Below are 15,934 nucleotides of genomic sequence, written 5' to 3'. Positions count from 1 at the left end.
TTATTTATATAACAATTTAGCTATGCAAACTCTCGATTCTACTTTTGCCGCACTCGCTGATTCTACTCGCCGTGCGATACTGATGCGCCTTGCAAAAGGCGAATTAACGGTCATGGAACTCGCAAAACCCTTCAAAATGAGCCAGCCAGCCATTTCACGGCATCTCAAAGTTTTGGAGGAAGCGGGCCTAATCTCGACCACGATCCGCGCACAGGAGCGACCGCGACGACTTGAAACCGCGCCGCTCAAGAAAGCCACGGATTGGATCGAAAAGTATCGCCGGATGTGGGAGGGACGTTATCAGGTGCTCGATGGGTTACTCGAAGAATTGCAGACGATGCAATCAAAAGGAGATCAATGAAAATGAAAACGGATCAAAAAGAAGTCAAGATAGAATTGCGGGGAGAAACCGAAGTCGTACTCACGCGCTATTTCGCCGCACCGCGAAAATTGGTATTCGATTGTTTTACCAAACCCGAACTGATGCGTCGTTGGCTGACCGGCCCCGAAGGTTGGACGATTGAGACTATAGAAAACGATCTTCGGGTCGGCGGTAAATATCTGTATGTCTTTGCGGATTCCAAAGGAACCAAAATGGGTATTTATGGAAAATTTTTAGAAGTAATCGCGCCAGAGAAAGTGGCGAACGATGAAAATTATGCTACGGACATGTCCTCGTTTAATCCGGATGGTCCGGAAAATCCGGATGCTACCGTGGAGTCGCGTACCTTTACGACCGAAGGAGATCTCACGCTTTTGACGCACGTATGGAAATACGCTTCCGCCGAAGTGCGCGAGATGGAACTTGGTGCGGCCGAAGGTTGGATACCGCTTTGCGAATCGCTCGATCGATTATTGACGGAGCTTGCAGGATAAGTCTGCAGTAGGTTATCCGTGCCGTATAAAAGTATCACCGAACGGCACGGAGTAGTCTATAACCGCTATCGCTTTTGATTCGGATCTCGTAGAATTTTTTCCATCGCCTTTCCTTTGGCCAATTCATCCACTAACTTATCCAGATAACGGATTTTCTGCATCAGTTTATCTTCGATTTCTTCTACACGAAGACCGCAAACGACTCCTTTGATGAGAGAAACGTGATCGTTGATATGAGGAGCTTGATCGAAGAATTCTTCGAAACTGACTTCATTCTTAAGTTGTTTTTGAAAACCTTTCGAATCGTATCCCGTGAGCCAAAAAATAATCGCATCAACTTCCTCTTTGGTTCGTCCTTTACGTTCCGCTTTTTGAATATACATAGGGTAGACGCTTGCGAAAGGCATAGTAAAGATTCTGTGTTTTTCCATTCGATTCAGCCCCTTATTTAAGTTCTTCTGCAGTCGCGGTGATAAGGCTTTTGGAGAGTTGCGTGAAGAAGAAGAAGGAATAGGTCATTTGTTTTCAATTTTCTTTCTCATTGTTCTGAGTGCCGTTCCTTTATCAATCGATTGGTCGGGTATTTTTCGAATATTTTACTTGACATGCAGGTATTTAACTGCATATTGTTTTCTAACAAGCACAACGAATGGACGCCGATCTTGTTTTCAAAGCGTTAGGAGACCCGACGCGCAGAAAGTTATTGGACCTTCTTTATGAGAAGAACGGCCAGACCCTAAGTCAGCTTTGCGAGCACTTGGATATGACACGACAATCGGCAACGCAGCATATCGGGCTCCTTGAAACAGCCAACCTGATCAGCATAGTTTGGCGGGGTCGCGAGAAGCTGCATTTCATCAATCCGGTCCCTCTGCACGAGATATACGAGCGGTGGGTGAGGAAATTTGAACATCGGCGACTGAGTCTGTTGCATGATCTGAAGAAGGAACTTGAAGGAGAGAACCATGAGTAAAGAGAAAACGAGTTTTGTTTACGTGACCTATATCCGCTCGACACCGGAGAAAGTCTTCGAGGCGATCACAAAGCCCGAGGTCGCGAGGCTCTATTGGGGTCACGAGAATATCTCCGACTGGAAACCTGAATCAACATGGGAACATGTGCGTGCGAACGAACAACGAACGGTGAACATCGTCGGAAAGGTGGTCGAGGTTATGCCGCCGAGTCGCCTCGTAATCACTTGGGCGAGCCCTTCCCAAGCGGCAGATCCGGAAAGTTATAGTCGAGTGACTTTCAATGTCGAGGAATACGAGGATATGGTGCGCCTAACGGTTACTCATGACGAACTAGAAGCGGGAAGCGGAATGGCAAAGGGAATCCAACAAGGTTGGCCGATTGTGCTTTCCAGTCTGAAGTCATTGCTGGAAACGGGGCAGGGTATCGATGTCTTTGCTAAACCGAAGTCGACTTCGAGTGCGGATCTTTCATGAATGCGTCTTACGCGGGCGGATGTGCATGCGGTGCAATCCGTTACACCATTTCCGATGAACCCATATTTATGAACGATTGTCAATGCCGGGATTGTCAACGGATGAGCGGTACCGGTCATGGATCTTATCTGACGTTTCCAACTCGAACGGCCGTAAACCTGAACGGCAAAGCGACCCATTTTGATAGGGTCGGAGATAGCGGCGGCATTAAGACTTCCGCGTTCTGTCCAAAATGCGGCTCGCCCGTGTACATGACCTTCGCTGCAATGCCTGAACTTTTTACGGTGCACGCCGCGAGTTTGGACGAACCTCATCGATACAAACCGCAAGCGGTGACCTACACAGTGCGCGGTCACGCTTGGGATCAAATGGATCCGTCTATTCCGAAATTCGAAAAAATGCCCCCGGCATAAAGGATCGTCGCATGTTAAGAAATTGTCTGCTCTTGATCTCGATTCAAATGTTCTTCGTATCTTGTTTGAGCGCTCTGCCGAAAGAAATGCCTGCCGAGTTTTATTTGGAATTTCATCGCGGCGGAGGAATGCGGCCGGACAATACCGAATTTTATTTTTCGAAAGATCTTTCTTACGTTAAGGAAAGAAGGGATCGAAAAGAGGAGATTCTTTGTTTTAAGACCGATCCCGTATTGTTTCGGAATCTATACGAAACGTTAGTGAAAAATCGTTTTGATCGAATCGAAACAAGAAAGGAAACGATCTATGATCGTGGCGGAGAAAGTGTACAAGTGGGAATCGACCGGGAAACGTATAACAAATCGGATGCGGGAATGACTCTGATCCAATCGTATTGGAAATCGAATTGGAAGAATGTTCTCGACGAGATTAAAAAAACAAAACGTTTATCCGTGGACGGTTCGCCGAAGATCCGCTTTTCGCTGACGTGGAAAGATTTTCAGGAACCTTTGTCCTTGAATATCGTCTCCGAAAAACGAACTCTTTTTTATTCCTATCACGTGCAACCTTCGCGTTTCGATGAGATCGGGTTTTACTTTTTACCCGGAAAATACAAACTGCGTTTGGAATTTCACGAAGATAAGGCGAAATTCTACGATTATGAGATTGAATTCGAAATAAATCGCGATTCTAAGGATGTTTCCTTTCGCTGCAGTCCGGAGGGCTGTGTCCGATATTGAAGGCGCCTTCGCAAATTGGTAAATTAAAAATTATGAATATATCATCCGTAAATATTCAAAAATTATCGACATGTTTTCCGTTCGAAAACTCGACATCTTTCGCGTCCGATTCTTTCCAAAGGATCGAACGCGGAAGAACTTGTTTAGTTGCGTAACTCTTTCAGAAGTTCGGCGCTTCCGGTAATCGCAAGTGCGGAAGCAAGACCTCCCATCATCGCTCCCGCAACTCCGGGAGAAGCCGCGTCGGCGCCGGTAAGATACAAACCTTCTATCGGAGTTCGAACGTTGAACCAAGGGCATTCTTCCTTTTTGTATCTTTCGGGAACGCAGGCCAAGCCGTAAATCGCTCCATCCGGATGCGAAGTGAAATGTTCGTTGGTGATCGGAGTCGAAAGTTCCGCGTATTCCACGATTTTTGTGATTCCCGGAAAACGAGCTTCCAAGGTTGTCAGAATTCTTTCCGTGATTTTCTCTTTGAGTAGTTTGTATTCCTCTCCTCTTCGTTTCCAAGGCTCCGATTTCCAGGGAGAAAAATGTTCGTAATCCGTGAACGTGATCACATCCATCGTATGACTTTTCGCCTCCGGGTTTTTCAAACTTGGAAACGAAAGGTAAAGATTGGGAATTTCTCCATCCGCACCGATCCAATCGTTTCTTTCCGAAAAGTTTTGGTCGTGATCGCTTGAGGAAAAGATCCAATAATTCTCTCCCTTAAAACCGAACTTTGCCGGACTTTCCGACAAGCCGAGATAAAGACAGACGCTCGTAGTCATCTTTTCTTTATTATAAAATTCTTTTAGACCTTTTCGAAACGGAATCGGATAATTCTCCGGAATCAACTTCGTATAAGTCGGATAAGCGCCCGCACAGGAAACGACGATCGGTGCGAAGAAATCCTTTTCCGATTCTTCTCCTCGAAGAGCCTTGGCCCTGACTCCGACGGTCTTTCCTTCTTTGATTAGAATTTCTTTAACTTCAACGGATGAAAGAACCGCGCCTCCGAATTCCTCCAGAATCGGTTCTACCGCGTCGAAAATTTTTCCGGCGCCGCCGATCGGGTAATAGCCGCCGTAAAGGTAATGTTGTACAAGAGTTGCGTGCATTGCAAAAGCGACTTTCGACGGAGGCAATCCGTAATCCCCCCATTGGGCAGCGAGAATTCCTTTGAGTTCCTGGCTTTTAAAGTTAACATCCAAGTAATCTTTGAGAGTGAAGATTTTCGATTCTCCCAATAGTCCGGCCACGGAATCCAAAGGGGGAGGAGCAAGTCGCATCATGATCGATTTCCCGAACAGATTCGAAGTCTTCTTGATATCTTTGAAATATCGATCGACGGCTGCCGCTTCTTCTGGAAATTTATTTACTAGGTCCGATTTGAATTTCTCCGGATCGCCATAGATGTCGAAAGACACCGTAGGGAAGATCAACTTTTCAAACGGTTCCGGCATTCTCTTCCATTGGACTTTTTTTCGGGTGATCTTATCCGAGATTTTTCTGCAAAGGCCGTCGTCCTGCATGTCTCCAACGTAATGGATTCCTACATCCCAATGATACTTGCCTTGTTTCCTTTGGAACTCGTGCGTAAAACCTCCGGGTTGGAAGTGTTTTTCCAGTATAAGAATCTTTTTACCGTAAGATTGAGCCAGAAGGCTGGCCGCGCAAAGACTTCCCATTCCGGAACCTATAAATATTATATCGAACTCGTTTTCTATTTGATCGATATTCATTGACAAAATCCTCCCGGATCGATTTAATGTGAACGGTTATCACATTTGTATATCCGATAATAGCGATAGATGTAATAATCGTCAACATGAAAAACTCCTCCGATAAAATTTCGTATCATCACGGCGACTTAAAAAAAGCCTTATTAGAGGCTTCACTCCGCATTCTGAAAGAAGAAGGTTATAAGGCGTTGAGTCTTAGAAAAGCCGCCGCCTACGCGGGAGTCAGTCAATCCGCGCCTTATCGACACTATGAGGATTTAGAATCCTTATATGCGGACATAGCGGAAGAGGGCTTTCGGTTGCTCGCCGAGCGTCAAAAAAAATTGCAGATCAAATATAGGAAAAAACCTCTTCTGCTATTTCGCGAATCGGGTGTTTGTTACGTGGAATTCGCTCTGGAATTTCCGGATCTTTTCCGTATCATGTACGGAAATCAGATCGAGAGCCATTCTAAATACAAATCCTTGGTTAGAACGGAAGATGAATCCTTTCAAATCATCGTCGAAATCATCCGCGATTGTCAGCGGGCGGGAGTCATTCGAACCGAGGATGCGGTAAGTTCGGCGACTTCCGCTTGGACCATGGTGCACGGCATTGCTGTCCTCTTAGCGGGAAAACAAGTTATGTTTCGGTCCGTAGATCTGAAAGAAGCAAGAAGAATCACGAAGGAATTGATTCATTATCTTTATACCGGAATGAAATCGGATGAAACTTCGACAAAACGTTCGCATTCATTTTTATGAAACGAATTCTTTTGCATCGTTTTAGACGATTCGTAGGACTTTATGCGGAGAGTTTTCGCTTTTGAAAATCGATTATAACGATAGAGACGTAAACCAAGTAACATCGATTTGGCGGTTCTTCATTTACGGGACATAGTCCGTTCGATTCAATCTCGAGTTTCGACATTCGGAGAATAATTTTTAAAGTATTGGACGAACTCGCTCTTTCGGTATAAATTCGAATCAACTTTTTCAAAGGAGAAAATAATGGATCAACAAATCAGAGACGGATTAAACGCAGGATTTGGTGTTCTACAAATCGGAAGGGAACAAATTGAAAATCTGAAACAGACCTTAAATAAGAACTTCCAGAATTTGGTAGCAAAAGGCGCCGCCGATAACTCCGAATCCGTAATGAGATTGCGTGAGTTCGTAGATACGATATTCAAAAGATATTCGGGATTAGCGAACCAGGCAGAAAAGGGATACGAGGACGTTCGCAACAAATTCTCGGAAGTGGTGGATCAATTTACTTCTTCAAAACCGAAAAAAAGTCCTCAACCACCGATCAAGAAAACGGCAGCTTAAACGAATTGGACGAATGTCTCTATTCCCAATGACGAACTTTGGAAATCACGGCGCTCTTACGTTTGGTATCGAATCTTGAAACTGAACTTCGAATTCCTGCGTTTGTGATTTCTTTTGTCTTTCAAAGTTTGCGGATGTAGCGGGGTAGAAGTATAAAAATTTCCCGAACACGAACGGCCAAAGTTACATTCCAAATAAATACGCCTTTGTTCCTTTATTTAAAAGGTTCATTCTTGTTATTGTATACAACTTAGAATATTCTGAATCTCTAATCTTGATCTTGACACATTGGAGAGAGTCTGTATTTTGTATCGCCAAAAGGGATCTACAATGGATGACACGATCATAACGAGTATTGTTGCCGGAATCGGCGTCGCTTTGGCGCTGGGTATCGTCGCGCGTCGCGGGAAAAAATTAGAACCGAGTATTCTTAAAGAACTGCAAGACGCGGGAGGAGTTTTGACCTTACCCGAGCTTGTCAAACGGATCGGTCTTAAAGATTCATTCATGAATCGCGGTAAAGTCATTCAAGCGATTGCGCCGATGGTATCCAGAGGAGAAGTCGTTGAGATTGATGACCCGAATGCAACGGTCAAAAACAGATTAGAGCTTAAACAATTTCGACTTAAATAAGAACGGCGTTGTTCGTTTGGGGCCAACGTCGAAAAAGTCGAGTCTTCGATTCATCGACGTATCAGTTTTCCTTTAAGATACGTTTTGCTGATTCAATGCGTAATCCGCGGATATCGTATGGAATATTTCAGAATCTGATTCTACTTCGTCTTGACGAGCCAATCGTAGATGATTTGTTCAATGTCCGTTTGATAATAAGGTTTGGGTAGAAAGTGTGATTCTCGTTGTGAAGCTGACGTATTCCCATAAGAATGCAGAATAATCCAAAATACAGATACTCTTTGGAACCTCGTCTGAAAAAGAATAGAATAATATGATATAGGCCCATGAGACAGATGGATGCGAAGCCGGCTGTTTCGAGCATCGAATACATTCGGTTAGAATTTCGAATCTCTTCCCACTCGCCGAAATATATCGGTTGCCAGATGCCGTGATTTTCGTGATTAAAATTCGAGACCCAAAGAACGATCGTAACCTCATTTTCAAGATTCCCTAAAAAGGCTCGATCCGGTTTCAATTGAGGGGTCATCGTTTCATAACTACTTCCGACCTGTCCGACTTGAGCCACGATATCCGATTTCATATACATCTTAAAGGCGGACAAAATCTCCGTCCAGCGTAGACCATAGGAGCCGTTGTAATGGATCGGTAGTTTAATCTTCAATCGGTAAGTGGCTTTGCCGTCCGGGGGCAGATTTTTTCCGGCTATCTCATAAAATTTCCAATAGGAAGGAACAGGAAAATATCCGCTGCAATTCTCCTTCCATTCTTTTTCTTAGGCGTTCGGCGATACGAAACGATCCCAACAAAATTCCCAATCCCCATTGAGATTGATTGCACCCGAAGTCGGGTCCCAATCCGATAAATCGATGATTCCCTGTTCCGCAACATATGTTTTGCTTCCTGTGCCATTGCATGCAATGAGGCAAAGAGGTATTACGAAATGTAGCAGAATAACCTTCCACGGGTTCATAAGCATCGTTTTTTGTTCGGCGAATATTTCATTTAAGACTCTGCAATCGTTTTAATTATTCCCATAATAAGGAAAATATGAAGCGATTTTTTAAAATTCTAATGGAGAATGAAGATCGATTTTTTCATTTAACAGAGAATCGATCCTTGAAGAGTTATCGTTTCGATTAGAAGCGGTTTCAGGGTAATAAAAAATGCTCCTATAAAAATTGGTCAGATTACATTCGACAAAACCTACCGCTACAACAAGGTTTTTTCCCCGAAACCCGCCCCGATCTAAAGACCATGTCGATTTTATTCGAAAAACCGACGGCGGCTCTTGCGGAAATCGTCTAAGCTTACAAGAGACAGTTTCGCAGCGCTAAAACAGCTCGATAGATAGTTAAATACGGAAACGGCGCTTCGGTCTTAACGGAATTCTTTCGGAAGTAATTTAGTAAAGTAGAATATAGTGCGATACGGAGCGCCTTGTCATGGAAGCATTTGTGGATCAAAGAAGGAACGAATCAAGCGAAGAAGAAAACTCTAATGATAACGGAATTTACGGTCCATTGGCCCGTTTGATCGGACGATGGGAAGGGGATAAGGGACTTGATATTTCGCCGCAAAAGATCGGAAAAGGGGTCATACAATACTACGAAACGGTTTCTTACGAACCGATCGGCATTACGACGAACGCGCAATCTCAGATTTTAGCGGGTCTGTTTTACAGACAGTTGGTGACCGATAAGTCGACCAAACAGGTGATTCATGACCAAACGGGATATTGGATGTGGGAAGCGAAAACGGGGATCGTGTTTCATTCCTTTGTGATTCCGAGAGGAACGTGTGTCGTTGCGGGTGGAAGTTACGTCGAGGCGGGCGATCCGATTCATCTGGAAGTCAAGGCAAAAGAGGGGAGCGCGGATTGGGGAATTATCCAGCCGCCGTTTATGACATCCAACGCAAAAGCTTTAGAATTTAAGAATATTCTTATCATTCGAGGCGATCACCTTTTTTATTCTCAAGAATTAAAGATTCAAATCTATGACAAAATCTTTTCTCACACGGATGAGAATTCGCTGATGCGCGTTGTTGATGGCCGCTGAGCGGTAGATACGGCTTTCGATCTTGCGCGGTTTTATAGGATTCCGAATATTCTACGGAGCAAAGAATTCCTCGTTTGAATCCGTATCTACAATCTCATTACGTCCATCAGGCATTCCGCTTTTTTATTCTTAAAGGAATCGCTTTCGACCACAAAACTTAAAAAAGTTTTCAGCAAAGGGTTTTTGTTTTCCGGGGACCAAAAGACGGAAACCGGCAGATATAATCTCTTGATCGGAACGAATTGAGTTTCCGAAGGCGCGATATTCTGAGCTCCTAATACGGTAAGTGAAACTCCTTTGCCTGTCGCCACTAGGATGGGACAACTTTCTCGATCGTTTTTTACATAGATCCTCGGTTTGATACCGCTTTGTTTGAAAAGCTGAGAGATTGTATCGTAGAATTTTCCCGCCTCTTTTTTCGGATGTAAAATGATCGTTTCGTCTTTCAATTCTCGAAGTTCGATTTCTTTTCGTTTTGCGAGGGAGTGTTTTTTCGGCACCAAGACTCCGAGTCCTTCGTCGTGAACGGAATGACTTTCCAATCCTTCCTCGAAGCCGCTTCCTTCCATAAAACAAACGTCGAATTGGCCCGATCGTAACCCTTTTAAAATCCGAATCCTTGTTTCTTGATGGAGCTGAAATTTCAGTTTCGGAAACCGATTTTGAAATTCTCCGATGATTTGCGGCAGGTTCGCTAAGAAGGAAGTTGTTGAGAATCCGATGTTTAAGTTTCCGGCCTTGAGTTTGCCGATAGAACGCACTTCTCTTTCGAGATTTTCGGCCCGTGCAATGATTTCTTTTCCTTCTTTCAAAAGAAAAATTCCCGCGCCGGTCAGATGAACCCGCCGTGTCGTACGTTCGAACAGCTTCGTGGAGAGTTCCTCTTCTAAGGAAGAGATCAATCGAGTCAGGGGCGGTTGCGACATCCCCAGGATTTCCGCGCTTTTTCGGAAGTTCAATTCTTCGGCGACGACGATAAACGACTTCAGTTTTGACAGGTCCATAGAACATTGATACCTTTGTGGTATCAATTAAGCAACTAAATTCGGAATAATATCAAAAAAATGGAATGTTCCTCGCATTATTCTTTACATCTGCAACGGCGTTTCGATTTTTTTAATTAGAATGTCGAAATGGAACGCAAAAGCGTTCCTTTTCAAGGAGAAAAGTTTTATGAAGTTGGATTCCGAGGTGTTGATTATCGGCGGCGGACCTGCGGGTCTGAGCGCCGCCCTATCTTTGGGTCGTATGAGCCGAACGGCTTTGGTGTGCGACGACAATCGTCCCAGAAACGCCCCTTCCTCTCATCTGAATAATTTTCCTACGCGTGATGGAATTCATCCTGCGGAGTGGAGAAGGCTGGTGAAAAAGGATTTGGAAAAATATAAGACGATTTCTTTCTTTGAAGGTTCGGTTTTGTCCGTAGAGAAATCCGTTTCCGGTTTTACCGCAAAGTTTTCTTCGGGAGAGCGGGCTTCTTTTAAGAAAGTGGTCCTCGCTTACGGAGTGGAGGACCGTCCTTTGCTTGTTCCCGGTTTTAAAGAGCTTTGGGGGAAATCCATTTTTCATTGTCCGTATTGTCATGGATTCGAAATCCGCGGCTCTCGAATCGGTCTGATCTCTAATTCTGAAATGACGTTTCATATGGTATCTTTGATAAACGACTTGGCATCCGATCTGATCTTGCTTACGAATGGGAAGGCGGTGTTCAGTGAAGAACAGAAAGAAGTTTTAAACAGAAGAAGTATTCGACTAATCGAGGATCCGATCGTAGGTTTCGTGCATGAAGGCGAACAACTCAAAGGGATTTCACTCTCAAACGGTCAAGTCGTGGAACGGCAAGTAGCGTTTTTTCAACCGCTCTTACCGTTCAAACTCAAATCGCAAATCGGAGAAGAACTCGGTTGCGAAAAAACTCAGTTCGGTTTTTACAAAGTGAACGAAAGAGGCGCAACGACCGTGGACGGGGTTTTTGCTTGCGGAGATAATGTTACGATGGGTCATTCCGTTCTATTGGCCGCCGCTTCCGGTTCGATGGCGGGCGCAGGTATCGTCGCCGAGCTTTTGGGCGAAGTTTTTTCGAGGATTTGAAGGACATTAAAATTGTTGAAATCTCTTCTTAAAACGAAGAACCTTTGATCCTATTTCGATGAACTTCCATTTTCGTAAATTTCGTTGATTTCATCTTTACGGAATTCTCCCGAGTGCGATTTTTATCGGATCAATTATGTTACTGGCAATGAAAATACTTAGGAACGCGATTCTAATTCCATTGCTTCTTTGTTTCTTCTCGTGTAATCGTTCCGCGGAAAACGATGCTCGAGATTACGACAAATTACTGATTTCTTGCATCGTAAGTCATCAAGTGTGCGCAGACTCCGGGAAATGCAGACCGGAATCGGATGCGATGTATATAGGTAAAGGAATCGTTGGATATTGTTTGAATCTGATTACCGGATATTCCTTAGAACAACAGAATCCTTCCCGCTAATCGGAGAGTCCGCTTTCAAGCTCCCAACTCGATTTCCTAATTTATAAGAAGCGGAACGAAAGATATTTTCTATTGCTTAAATAATAGGGCTTATTAAACTATAAAAAATAAGCGAATACCCGCGAGGTCCAATCGGATTTTCGGGACCCAAAATTTGAAAAAGTAGCCGAACGCTGAAAAACTTCGGAATCGACCGGTTTGGTCGAAGTTTTGCGGCTTTTTATTTTTGGGATATCCGATTCGTTTATGACATTGTTTCAGAATTTTTTTCTATTCGATACGTCCACCCCCTTTCTTCCCAGTTCCTACGATCCGGCGCTGATCGTTCTTTCCGTTCTTGTTTCGATTTTTTCTTCGTTTATCGCGCTTCAGATGGTCGGTCAAAGCGACCCCGAGTCTTCGAGTAAAGGAAGTAAGCTTCTGATTCTTTTTGCAGGTAGTCTTGCGCTCGGTTGCGGAGTTTGGGCGATGCATTTTATCGGAATGCTTTCCTTTCAACTCTGCACGACCGTTTCTTATGACAAAACTCTTACCATCGTTTCGATGATTCCGAGCTTCGTCGCTTCTATGATCGCTCTTGCGTACGTAGCGCGCCCCAAGATTCACTGGGTGGAATTGGTTTTCGGCGGCGTGTTGGTGGGTTCGGGTATAGGAGCCATGCACTATACCGGAATGGCTGCGATGAGAACCGATGTTTTACTGCGTTACGATCCCGTATTCTTCTCGCTTTCGATTTTAGTCGCGGTGATTCTCGCGATTCTTTCCCTTTGGGTCCGTTTCGGTTTATCGAATTTAAAATTAAGCCGAAATGTTTCCACTTTGATCGCGGGTTCCGTGATGGGACTTGCGATTTCCGGTATGCATTATACCGGGATGTTCGCCGCAAGATTCATAGGAACTCCGGACACTTCCTTTGCCGCAGGATCTTCCAATCCTACTTTTTTAGCGCTGGCGGTTTCGATCACTACGATCACGTTCACCGCGTTTACGTTTGCGGTAAATGCGTTCATCCGTTACAGAAAACTTGTCAACAACCTCCGCGCGAGTGAAACCCGTATGAGAGCGATCGTTACGACCGCGGTAGACGGAGTGTTTACTCTTAACAAGGAAGGCCGCATTCTTGATTTCAACAATTCAGCCGAAAAGATATTCGGTTACCAAAGCGAAGAAGTGATCGGTAAGAACATCCAGCTTCTCATTCCGGAAGCGCTCGGAAACAAAGAGGAAGACTGGATTGATAAGCGACTTCTCGGAAAATTCATCGGCACGGGTCAGGAATCCTTCGGTTTAAAAAAGGACGGAGGGCGATTTCCGATTCGTCTAGCGGTCGGTTATGCGAAACTTCCGAACGAAGACATTCTTGTTTGTTTTGTCACGGACATCAGCGAACAAAAACTGATCGAGACCGCTCTGAAACAAAGCGAACTTCAAAAACGTTCCCTCATCGAAAACATTCCCGGCGTCACGTATCGTTGTTTGCTGAACGATAAATGGACCATCGTGTTTTTGAGCGAAGCGGTGGAAACGTTAACCGGTTATCCGGTCAGCGATTTTATGGAACCGAATCCGAAACGATACTTCGTCGACTTGATCGTTCCGGAAGACCGGGAACGCATCGGCGCGGTCGTGCAGGAAGCGGTCCAAAAGAAAAAGGCCTTCGTCTTGGAATACCGTATCCTCGATAAAAACGGAAACGTCAAATGGTGCTGGGGCCACGGCAGCGCCATTTTCGGAGGCAACGGAGAAGTCCTTTTTTTGGACGGCGTTATTTTGGACATCACCGAACGAAGAAACATGGAGGAAGAATTACGAAGATCCATGGAAAAAGCGGAACTCGCCGCGCTTACTAAAACCTCCTTTCTCGCGAACATGAGTCATGAGATCAGAACTCCTATGAATTCGATCATCGGCTTTACGGAAGTTCTTCTTTCGGGAGAATTGAAGAAGGATCAAGTCAGTCATCTTGAAATCATCAAAGGTTCGGCTAGATCCTTGTTGCGTTTGTTAAACGACATTCTCAACACCGCCAAGCTCGAAAAAGGAGCGGTGGAGCTGGAAAACAACACGTTCTCCCTTTTTAAATTGATAAGCGAATTGAAGTCCATCTTCGGCTTAAACGCGCGCAAGAAGAATCTCGAGTTCGAAGTGATCCGCGATCCGAATCTGAACGAATTTTTCATCGGCGATTCCTTAAGAATCCGCCAGATTCTCACCAATCTGATCGGAAACGCGATCAAGTTCACCGATCGAGGCAAGGTCGTTTTCCGAATCGATTCAGAGGATTCTTATATACATTTTTCCGTAAAGGATACCGGAATCGGAATCCGGGCCGACAGATTGGATAAGATCTTCGATCCGTTTACGCAAGCGGACATTTCGACCACGAGACGTTACGGCGGGACCGGCTTGGGAACGACGATCTGTAAACAGTTAACGGATCTGATGAAGGGCGAAATCTGGGTGGAAAGCGAATTCGGAAAAGGAAGCGTATTTCACGTTAGGCTTCCTTTGGTTCCCAATACGAGGATCGATTGGCATAAGGAAAAGCCGTTCGATTATCGATACCCGAAACTCAAGATTCTCGTCGTGGACGATATGGAAAAGAACACGGAACTACTCAAACTTCTTCTGACGAACGAAGGTCACGCCGTTTCGGTAGTTTATAGAGGGGAGGACGCGGTCCGCAAATACTCGGAAGAAACGTTCGACGTGATCTTTATGGACGTTCAAATGCCGGGTATCGACGGTTTGGAAACCGCAAGAATCATCCGCTTTCATGAAACGCAGGAGAAGGTAAAAAGAACTCCGATCATCGCTTTGACCGCGAGCGTATTTCAAGAGGATCGGGAAGCGGCGAAAGAGGCGGGAATGGACGGTTTCGTCGCCAAGCCGATCGATCTTCCCGAATTGTTAAGCGAACTCGCTTCCGTTCTTCGGTTGGACGGGGTTTCCGGTTCCAGGAAGGAAACGAAAATTCCCGCGTTGATCGCGCCCAGCGAATCCGATAAGGAACGAATCAGAATTTTGTTCCCGGAAATTCTAAACGCGTTTCAAAGAGGAACGATCGAAGAATCGCATATCAACGAATTGTTGACCTTGATCGCCGGAAAAGTGGAGGAGGAGCGGATCGAAAAATTCCTTTCCAACGTCAATCAGTTCGAATTCGAAGAGGCGCGGTCGAGATTATTTGAATTTTCATCTTTTTTGAATATTCCGGGAATTGAAAGTTAAATGAGCATAGTTACGAATTCACAGGCCAAAATTCTGATCATAGACGACGAAGCCGCGAATCTTCAGGTGTTGAAACAGATTCTGAGCGCGGATTATCGTTTGTACTTCGCGAAGGACGGTTACAAAGGAATCGAACTCGCCAAATCCGAAAAGCCGAACATCATTCTTCTGGATGTGATGATGCCCGGCATGACCGGTCATGAAACGTGTAGAATTCTCAGAGCCGAACCTTCCACTTCGAGAATTCCCATCATCTTCGTGACCGCGATGGCGGACGAAGAAGACGAAGCGGACGGATTCGATTCGGGCGCGGTGGATTATATCACGAAACCGATCAGCCCTGCGATCGTAAAGGCAAGGGTGAAAACGCATCTTTCGTTGGTTCGAACCGAGGAACTTCGGGAAACGCGTCTGCAAATCATTCAAAGACTCGGACTTGCCGCCGAATACAAGGACAATGAAACGGGTCTTCACGTAATCCGTATGAGTCATTATTCCCGTATCATCGCGTTGGCCGCGGGCTTTTCTCCCGATTGCGCGGAGGATTTGCTTCACGCTTCTCCGATGCACGACATCGGGAAGATCGGAATTCCGGATAATATATTACAAAAACAAGGAAAGCTCGATCCCGAAGAATGGGAAGTGATGAAAAAACATCCCACCATCGGAGCGGAAATCATCGGCGATCACGATTCCAGATTGTTGCAATTAGCGAAGACGATCGCATTGAATCATCATGAAAAATGGGACGGCTCCGGATACCCGGGCGGATTGAAAGAGGAAGCGATTCCGATCGAGGCTCGTATCGTCGCGTTAGCCGATGTTTTCGATGCGCTCACGACGCAAAGGCCGTATAAGAAAGCTTGGGAAATTTCGGAAGCGATCGATTACATTCAAAAAGAATCCGGCAAACACTTTGATCCGAGTTTGATTCCGATCTTTTTGGAAGTGATGCCGAAACTTCTCGAAGTAAGAGAACGCTGGGCGGAAGGATCGTAACTTTCT

At 45.1% G+C, this 15,934-nt stretch carries 17 protein-coding genes; 13 read left to right on the top strand and 4 right to left on the bottom strand.

What is annotated here, in order from left to right; translation table 11 throughout:
* Positions 1-22: 22 nt before the first annotated feature.
* Together LFX25_RS20320 and LFX25_RS20315 are read left to right on the top strand one after the other, a co-directional pair.
* The gene (locus LFX25_RS20320) at positions 23-361 is read left to right on the top strand and encodes an ArsR/SmtB family transcription factor (protein WP_238732090.1); all 339 of its coding nucleotides are present in this window, start codon (positions 23-25) and stop codon (positions 359-361) included.
* Between the two features lie 2 nt (positions 362-363).
* Entirely contained in the window at positions 364-876 is a 513-nt protein-coding gene (locus LFX25_RS20315; protein ID WP_238732049.1) for an SRPBCC domain-containing protein, read from the top strand.
* 65 nt (positions 877-941) lie between these two features.
* Here LFX25_RS20315 and LFX25_RS20310 read toward each other — a convergent pair whose 3' ends face one another.
* A complete protein-coding gene (locus tag LFX25_RS20310) occupies positions 942-1,307 on the bottom strand; it encodes a DUF2200 domain-containing protein (RefSeq protein ID WP_238732048.1) in 366 nt (121 codons plus the stop codon).
* Between the two features lie 218 nt (positions 1,308-1,525).
* Here LFX25_RS20310 and LFX25_RS20305 point away from each other — a divergent pair, with 218 nt between their 5' ends.
* Genes LFX25_RS20305 through LFX25_RS20290 form a run of 4 tightly spaced genes read left to right on the top strand, consistent with a single transcriptional unit; the run spans position 1,526 to position 3,477 of the window.
* Positions 1,526-1,849, top strand: a complete 324-nt coding sequence (locus LFX25_RS20305; RefSeq protein ID WP_238732047.1) for an ArsR/SmtB family transcription factor — start codon at positions 1,526-1,528, stop codon at positions 1,847-1,849.
* Positions 1,842-2,324 (top strand): SRPBCC family protein, encoded by a 483-nt coding sequence (locus tag LFX25_RS20300; RefSeq protein ID WP_238732046.1) that lies wholly within the window; start codon positions 1,842-1,844, stop codon positions 2,322-2,324. Before LFX25_RS20305 ends, LFX25_RS20300 begins: the two co-directional genes overlap by 8 nt.
* Entirely contained in the window at positions 2,321-2,737 is a 417-nt protein-coding gene (locus tag LFX25_RS20295; RefSeq protein ID WP_319937455.1) for a GFA family protein, read from the top strand. Before LFX25_RS20300 ends, LFX25_RS20295 begins: the two co-directional genes overlap by 4 nt.
* Before the next feature lie 11 nt (positions 2,738-2,748).
* On the top strand, positions 2,749-3,477 hold the full coding sequence (locus LFX25_RS20290) for a hypothetical protein (RefSeq protein WP_238732044.1): 729 nt from the start codon (positions 2,749-2,751) through the stop codon (positions 3,475-3,477).
* A gap of 143 nt (positions 3,478-3,620) precedes the next feature.
* Here LFX25_RS20290 and LFX25_RS20285 read toward each other — a convergent pair whose 3' ends face one another.
* On the bottom strand, positions 3,621-5,204 hold the full coding sequence (locus tag LFX25_RS20285) for a phytoene desaturase family protein (protein WP_238732043.1): 1,584 nt from the start codon (positions 5,202-5,204) through the stop codon (positions 3,621-3,623).
* Between the two features lie 86 nt (positions 5,205-5,290).
* Between LFX25_RS20285 and LFX25_RS20280 the strand changes: the two genes are divergently transcribed.
* The 3 genes from LFX25_RS20280 to LFX25_RS20270 all read left to right on the top strand — a co-directional run bounded on the left by LFX25_RS20280 (position 5,291) and on the right by LFX25_RS20270 (position 7,147).
* On the top strand, positions 5,291-5,947 hold the full coding sequence (locus LFX25_RS20280; protein WP_238732042.1) for a TetR/AcrR family transcriptional regulator: 657 nt from the start codon (positions 5,291-5,293) through the stop codon (positions 5,945-5,947).
* A gap of 246 nt (positions 5,948-6,193) precedes the next feature.
* Complete coding sequence (locus LFX25_RS20275) at positions 6,194-6,514, top strand: phasin-related domain-containing protein (RefSeq protein ID WP_238732041.1); 321 nt, start codon at positions 6,194-6,196, stop codon at positions 6,512-6,514.
* A 330-nt stretch (positions 6,515-6,844) separates the two neighbouring features.
* Positions 6,845-7,147, top strand: a complete 303-nt coding sequence (locus tag LFX25_RS20270) for a hypothetical protein (protein ID WP_238732040.1) — start codon at positions 6,845-6,847, stop codon at positions 7,145-7,147.
* A 127-nt stretch (positions 7,148-7,274) separates the two neighbouring features.
* Here LFX25_RS20270 and LFX25_RS21010 read toward each other — a convergent pair whose 3' ends face one another.
* Positions 7,275-7,511: a 7TM-DISM domain-containing protein gene (locus LFX25_RS21010; RefSeq protein ID WP_255717877.1), complete on the bottom strand. Its 237-nt coding sequence runs from the start codon at positions 7,509-7,511 to the stop codon at positions 7,275-7,277.
* Positions 7,512-8,592: 1,081 nt separating this feature from the next.
* Between LFX25_RS21010 and LFX25_RS20260 the strand changes: the two genes are divergently transcribed.
* A complete protein-coding gene (locus LFX25_RS20260; protein WP_238732039.1) occupies positions 8,593-9,207 on the top strand; it encodes a heme-binding beta-barrel domain-containing protein in 615 nt (204 codons plus the stop codon).
* Positions 9,208-9,293: 86 nt separating this feature from the next.
* On the opposite strand, the gene LFX25_RS20255 is transcribed toward LFX25_RS20260, so the two are convergent.
* A complete protein-coding gene (locus LFX25_RS20255; protein ID WP_238732038.1) occupies positions 9,294-10,211 on the bottom strand; it encodes a LysR family transcriptional regulator in 918 nt (305 codons plus the stop codon).
* A 169-nt stretch (positions 10,212-10,380) separates the two neighbouring features.
* On the opposite strand from LFX25_RS20255, the gene LFX25_RS20250 reads away from it, so the two are divergent.
* From LFX25_RS20250 to LFX25_RS20240, 3 genes are all read left to right on the top strand, one after another.
* Positions 10,381-11,298, top strand: coding sequence for an NAD(P)/FAD-dependent oxidoreductase (locus tag LFX25_RS20250; protein WP_238732037.1), 918 nt, complete (start codon positions 10,381-10,383; stop codon positions 11,296-11,298).
* Between the two features lie 646 nt (positions 11,299-11,944).
* Complete coding sequence (locus tag LFX25_RS20245; RefSeq protein ID WP_238732036.1) at positions 11,945-14,929, top strand: MHYT domain-containing protein; 2,985 nt, start codon at positions 11,945-11,947, stop codon at positions 14,927-14,929.
* Positions 14,930-15,928, top strand: coding sequence for a response regulator (locus LFX25_RS20240; protein ID WP_238732035.1), 999 nt, complete (start codon positions 14,930-14,932; stop codon positions 15,926-15,928).
* Positions 15,929-15,934: the final 6 nt, after the last annotated feature.

Origin of the sequence: Leptospira sanjuanensis, from assembly GCF_022267325.1 — a bacterium.
GTDB lineage: Bacteria > Spirochaetota > Leptospiria > Leptospirales > Leptospiraceae > Leptospira > Leptospira sanjuanensis.
Note: the sequence above shows the minus strand (reverse complement) of the source record. Positions and strands in the feature narration are given on the sequence as shown.

Excerpts from the sequence above, each read along its gene's own strand:
- LFX25_RS20285 (WP_238732043.1), bottom strand. The coding sequence starts at position 5,204 with ATGAATATCGATCAAATAGAAAACGAGTTCGATATAATATTTATAGGT.
- LFX25_RS20260 (WP_238732039.1), top strand. The coding sequence starts at position 8,593 with ATGGAAGCATTTGTGGATCAAAGAAGGAACGAATCAAGCGAAGAAGAA.
- LFX25_RS20280 (WP_238732042.1), top strand. The coding sequence starts at position 5,291 with ATGAAAAACTCCTCCGATAAAATTTCGTATCATCACGGCGACTTAAAA.
- LFX25_RS20315 (WP_238732049.1), top strand. The coding sequence starts at position 364 with ATGAAAACGGATCAAAAAGAAGTCAAGATAGAATTGCGGGGAGAAACC.
- LFX25_RS20290 (WP_238732044.1), top strand. The coding sequence starts at position 2,749 with ATGTTAAGAAATTGTCTGCTCTTGATCTCGATTCAAATGTTCTTCGTA.
- LFX25_RS20240 (WP_238732035.1), top strand. The coding sequence starts at position 14,930 with ATGAGCATAGTTACGAATTCACAGGCCAAAATTCTGATCATAGACGAC.
- LFX25_RS20270 (WP_238732040.1), top strand. The coding sequence starts at position 6,845 with ATGGATGACACGATCATAACGAGTATTGTTGCCGGAATCGGCGTCGCT.
- LFX25_RS20275 (WP_238732041.1), top strand. The coding sequence starts at position 6,194 with ATGGATCAACAAATCAGAGACGGATTAAACGCAGGATTTGGTGTTCTA.
- LFX25_RS21010 (WP_255717877.1), bottom strand. The coding sequence starts at position 7,511 with ATGCTCGAAACAGCCGGCTTCGCATCCATCTGTCTCATGGGCCTATAT.
- LFX25_RS20305 (WP_238732047.1), top strand. The coding sequence starts at position 1,526 with ATGGACGCCGATCTTGTTTTCAAAGCGTTAGGAGACCCGACGCGCAGA.
- LFX25_RS20320 (WP_238732090.1), top strand. The coding sequence starts at position 23 with ATGCAAACTCTCGATTCTACTTTTGCCGCACTCGCTGATTCTACTCGC.
- LFX25_RS20255 (WP_238732038.1), bottom strand. The coding sequence starts at position 10,211 with ATGGACCTGTCAAAACTGAAGTCGTTTATCGTCGTCGCCGAAGAATTG.
- LFX25_RS20310 (WP_238732048.1), bottom strand. The coding sequence starts at position 1,307 with ATGGAAAAACACAGAATCTTTACTATGCCTTTCGCAAGCGTCTACCCT.
- LFX25_RS20245 (WP_238732036.1), top strand. The coding sequence starts at position 11,945 with ATGACATTGTTTCAGAATTTTTTTCTATTCGATACGTCCACCCCCTTT.
- LFX25_RS20250 (WP_238732037.1), top strand. The coding sequence starts at position 10,381 with ATGAAGTTGGATTCCGAGGTGTTGATTATCGGCGGCGGACCTGCGGGT.
- LFX25_RS20295 (WP_319937455.1), top strand. The coding sequence starts at position 2,321 with ATGAATGCGTCTTACGCGGGCGGATGTGCATGCGGTGCAATCCGTTAC.
- LFX25_RS20300 (WP_238732046.1), top strand. The coding sequence starts at position 1,842 with ATGAGTAAAGAGAAAACGAGTTTTGTTTACGTGACCTATATCCGCTCG.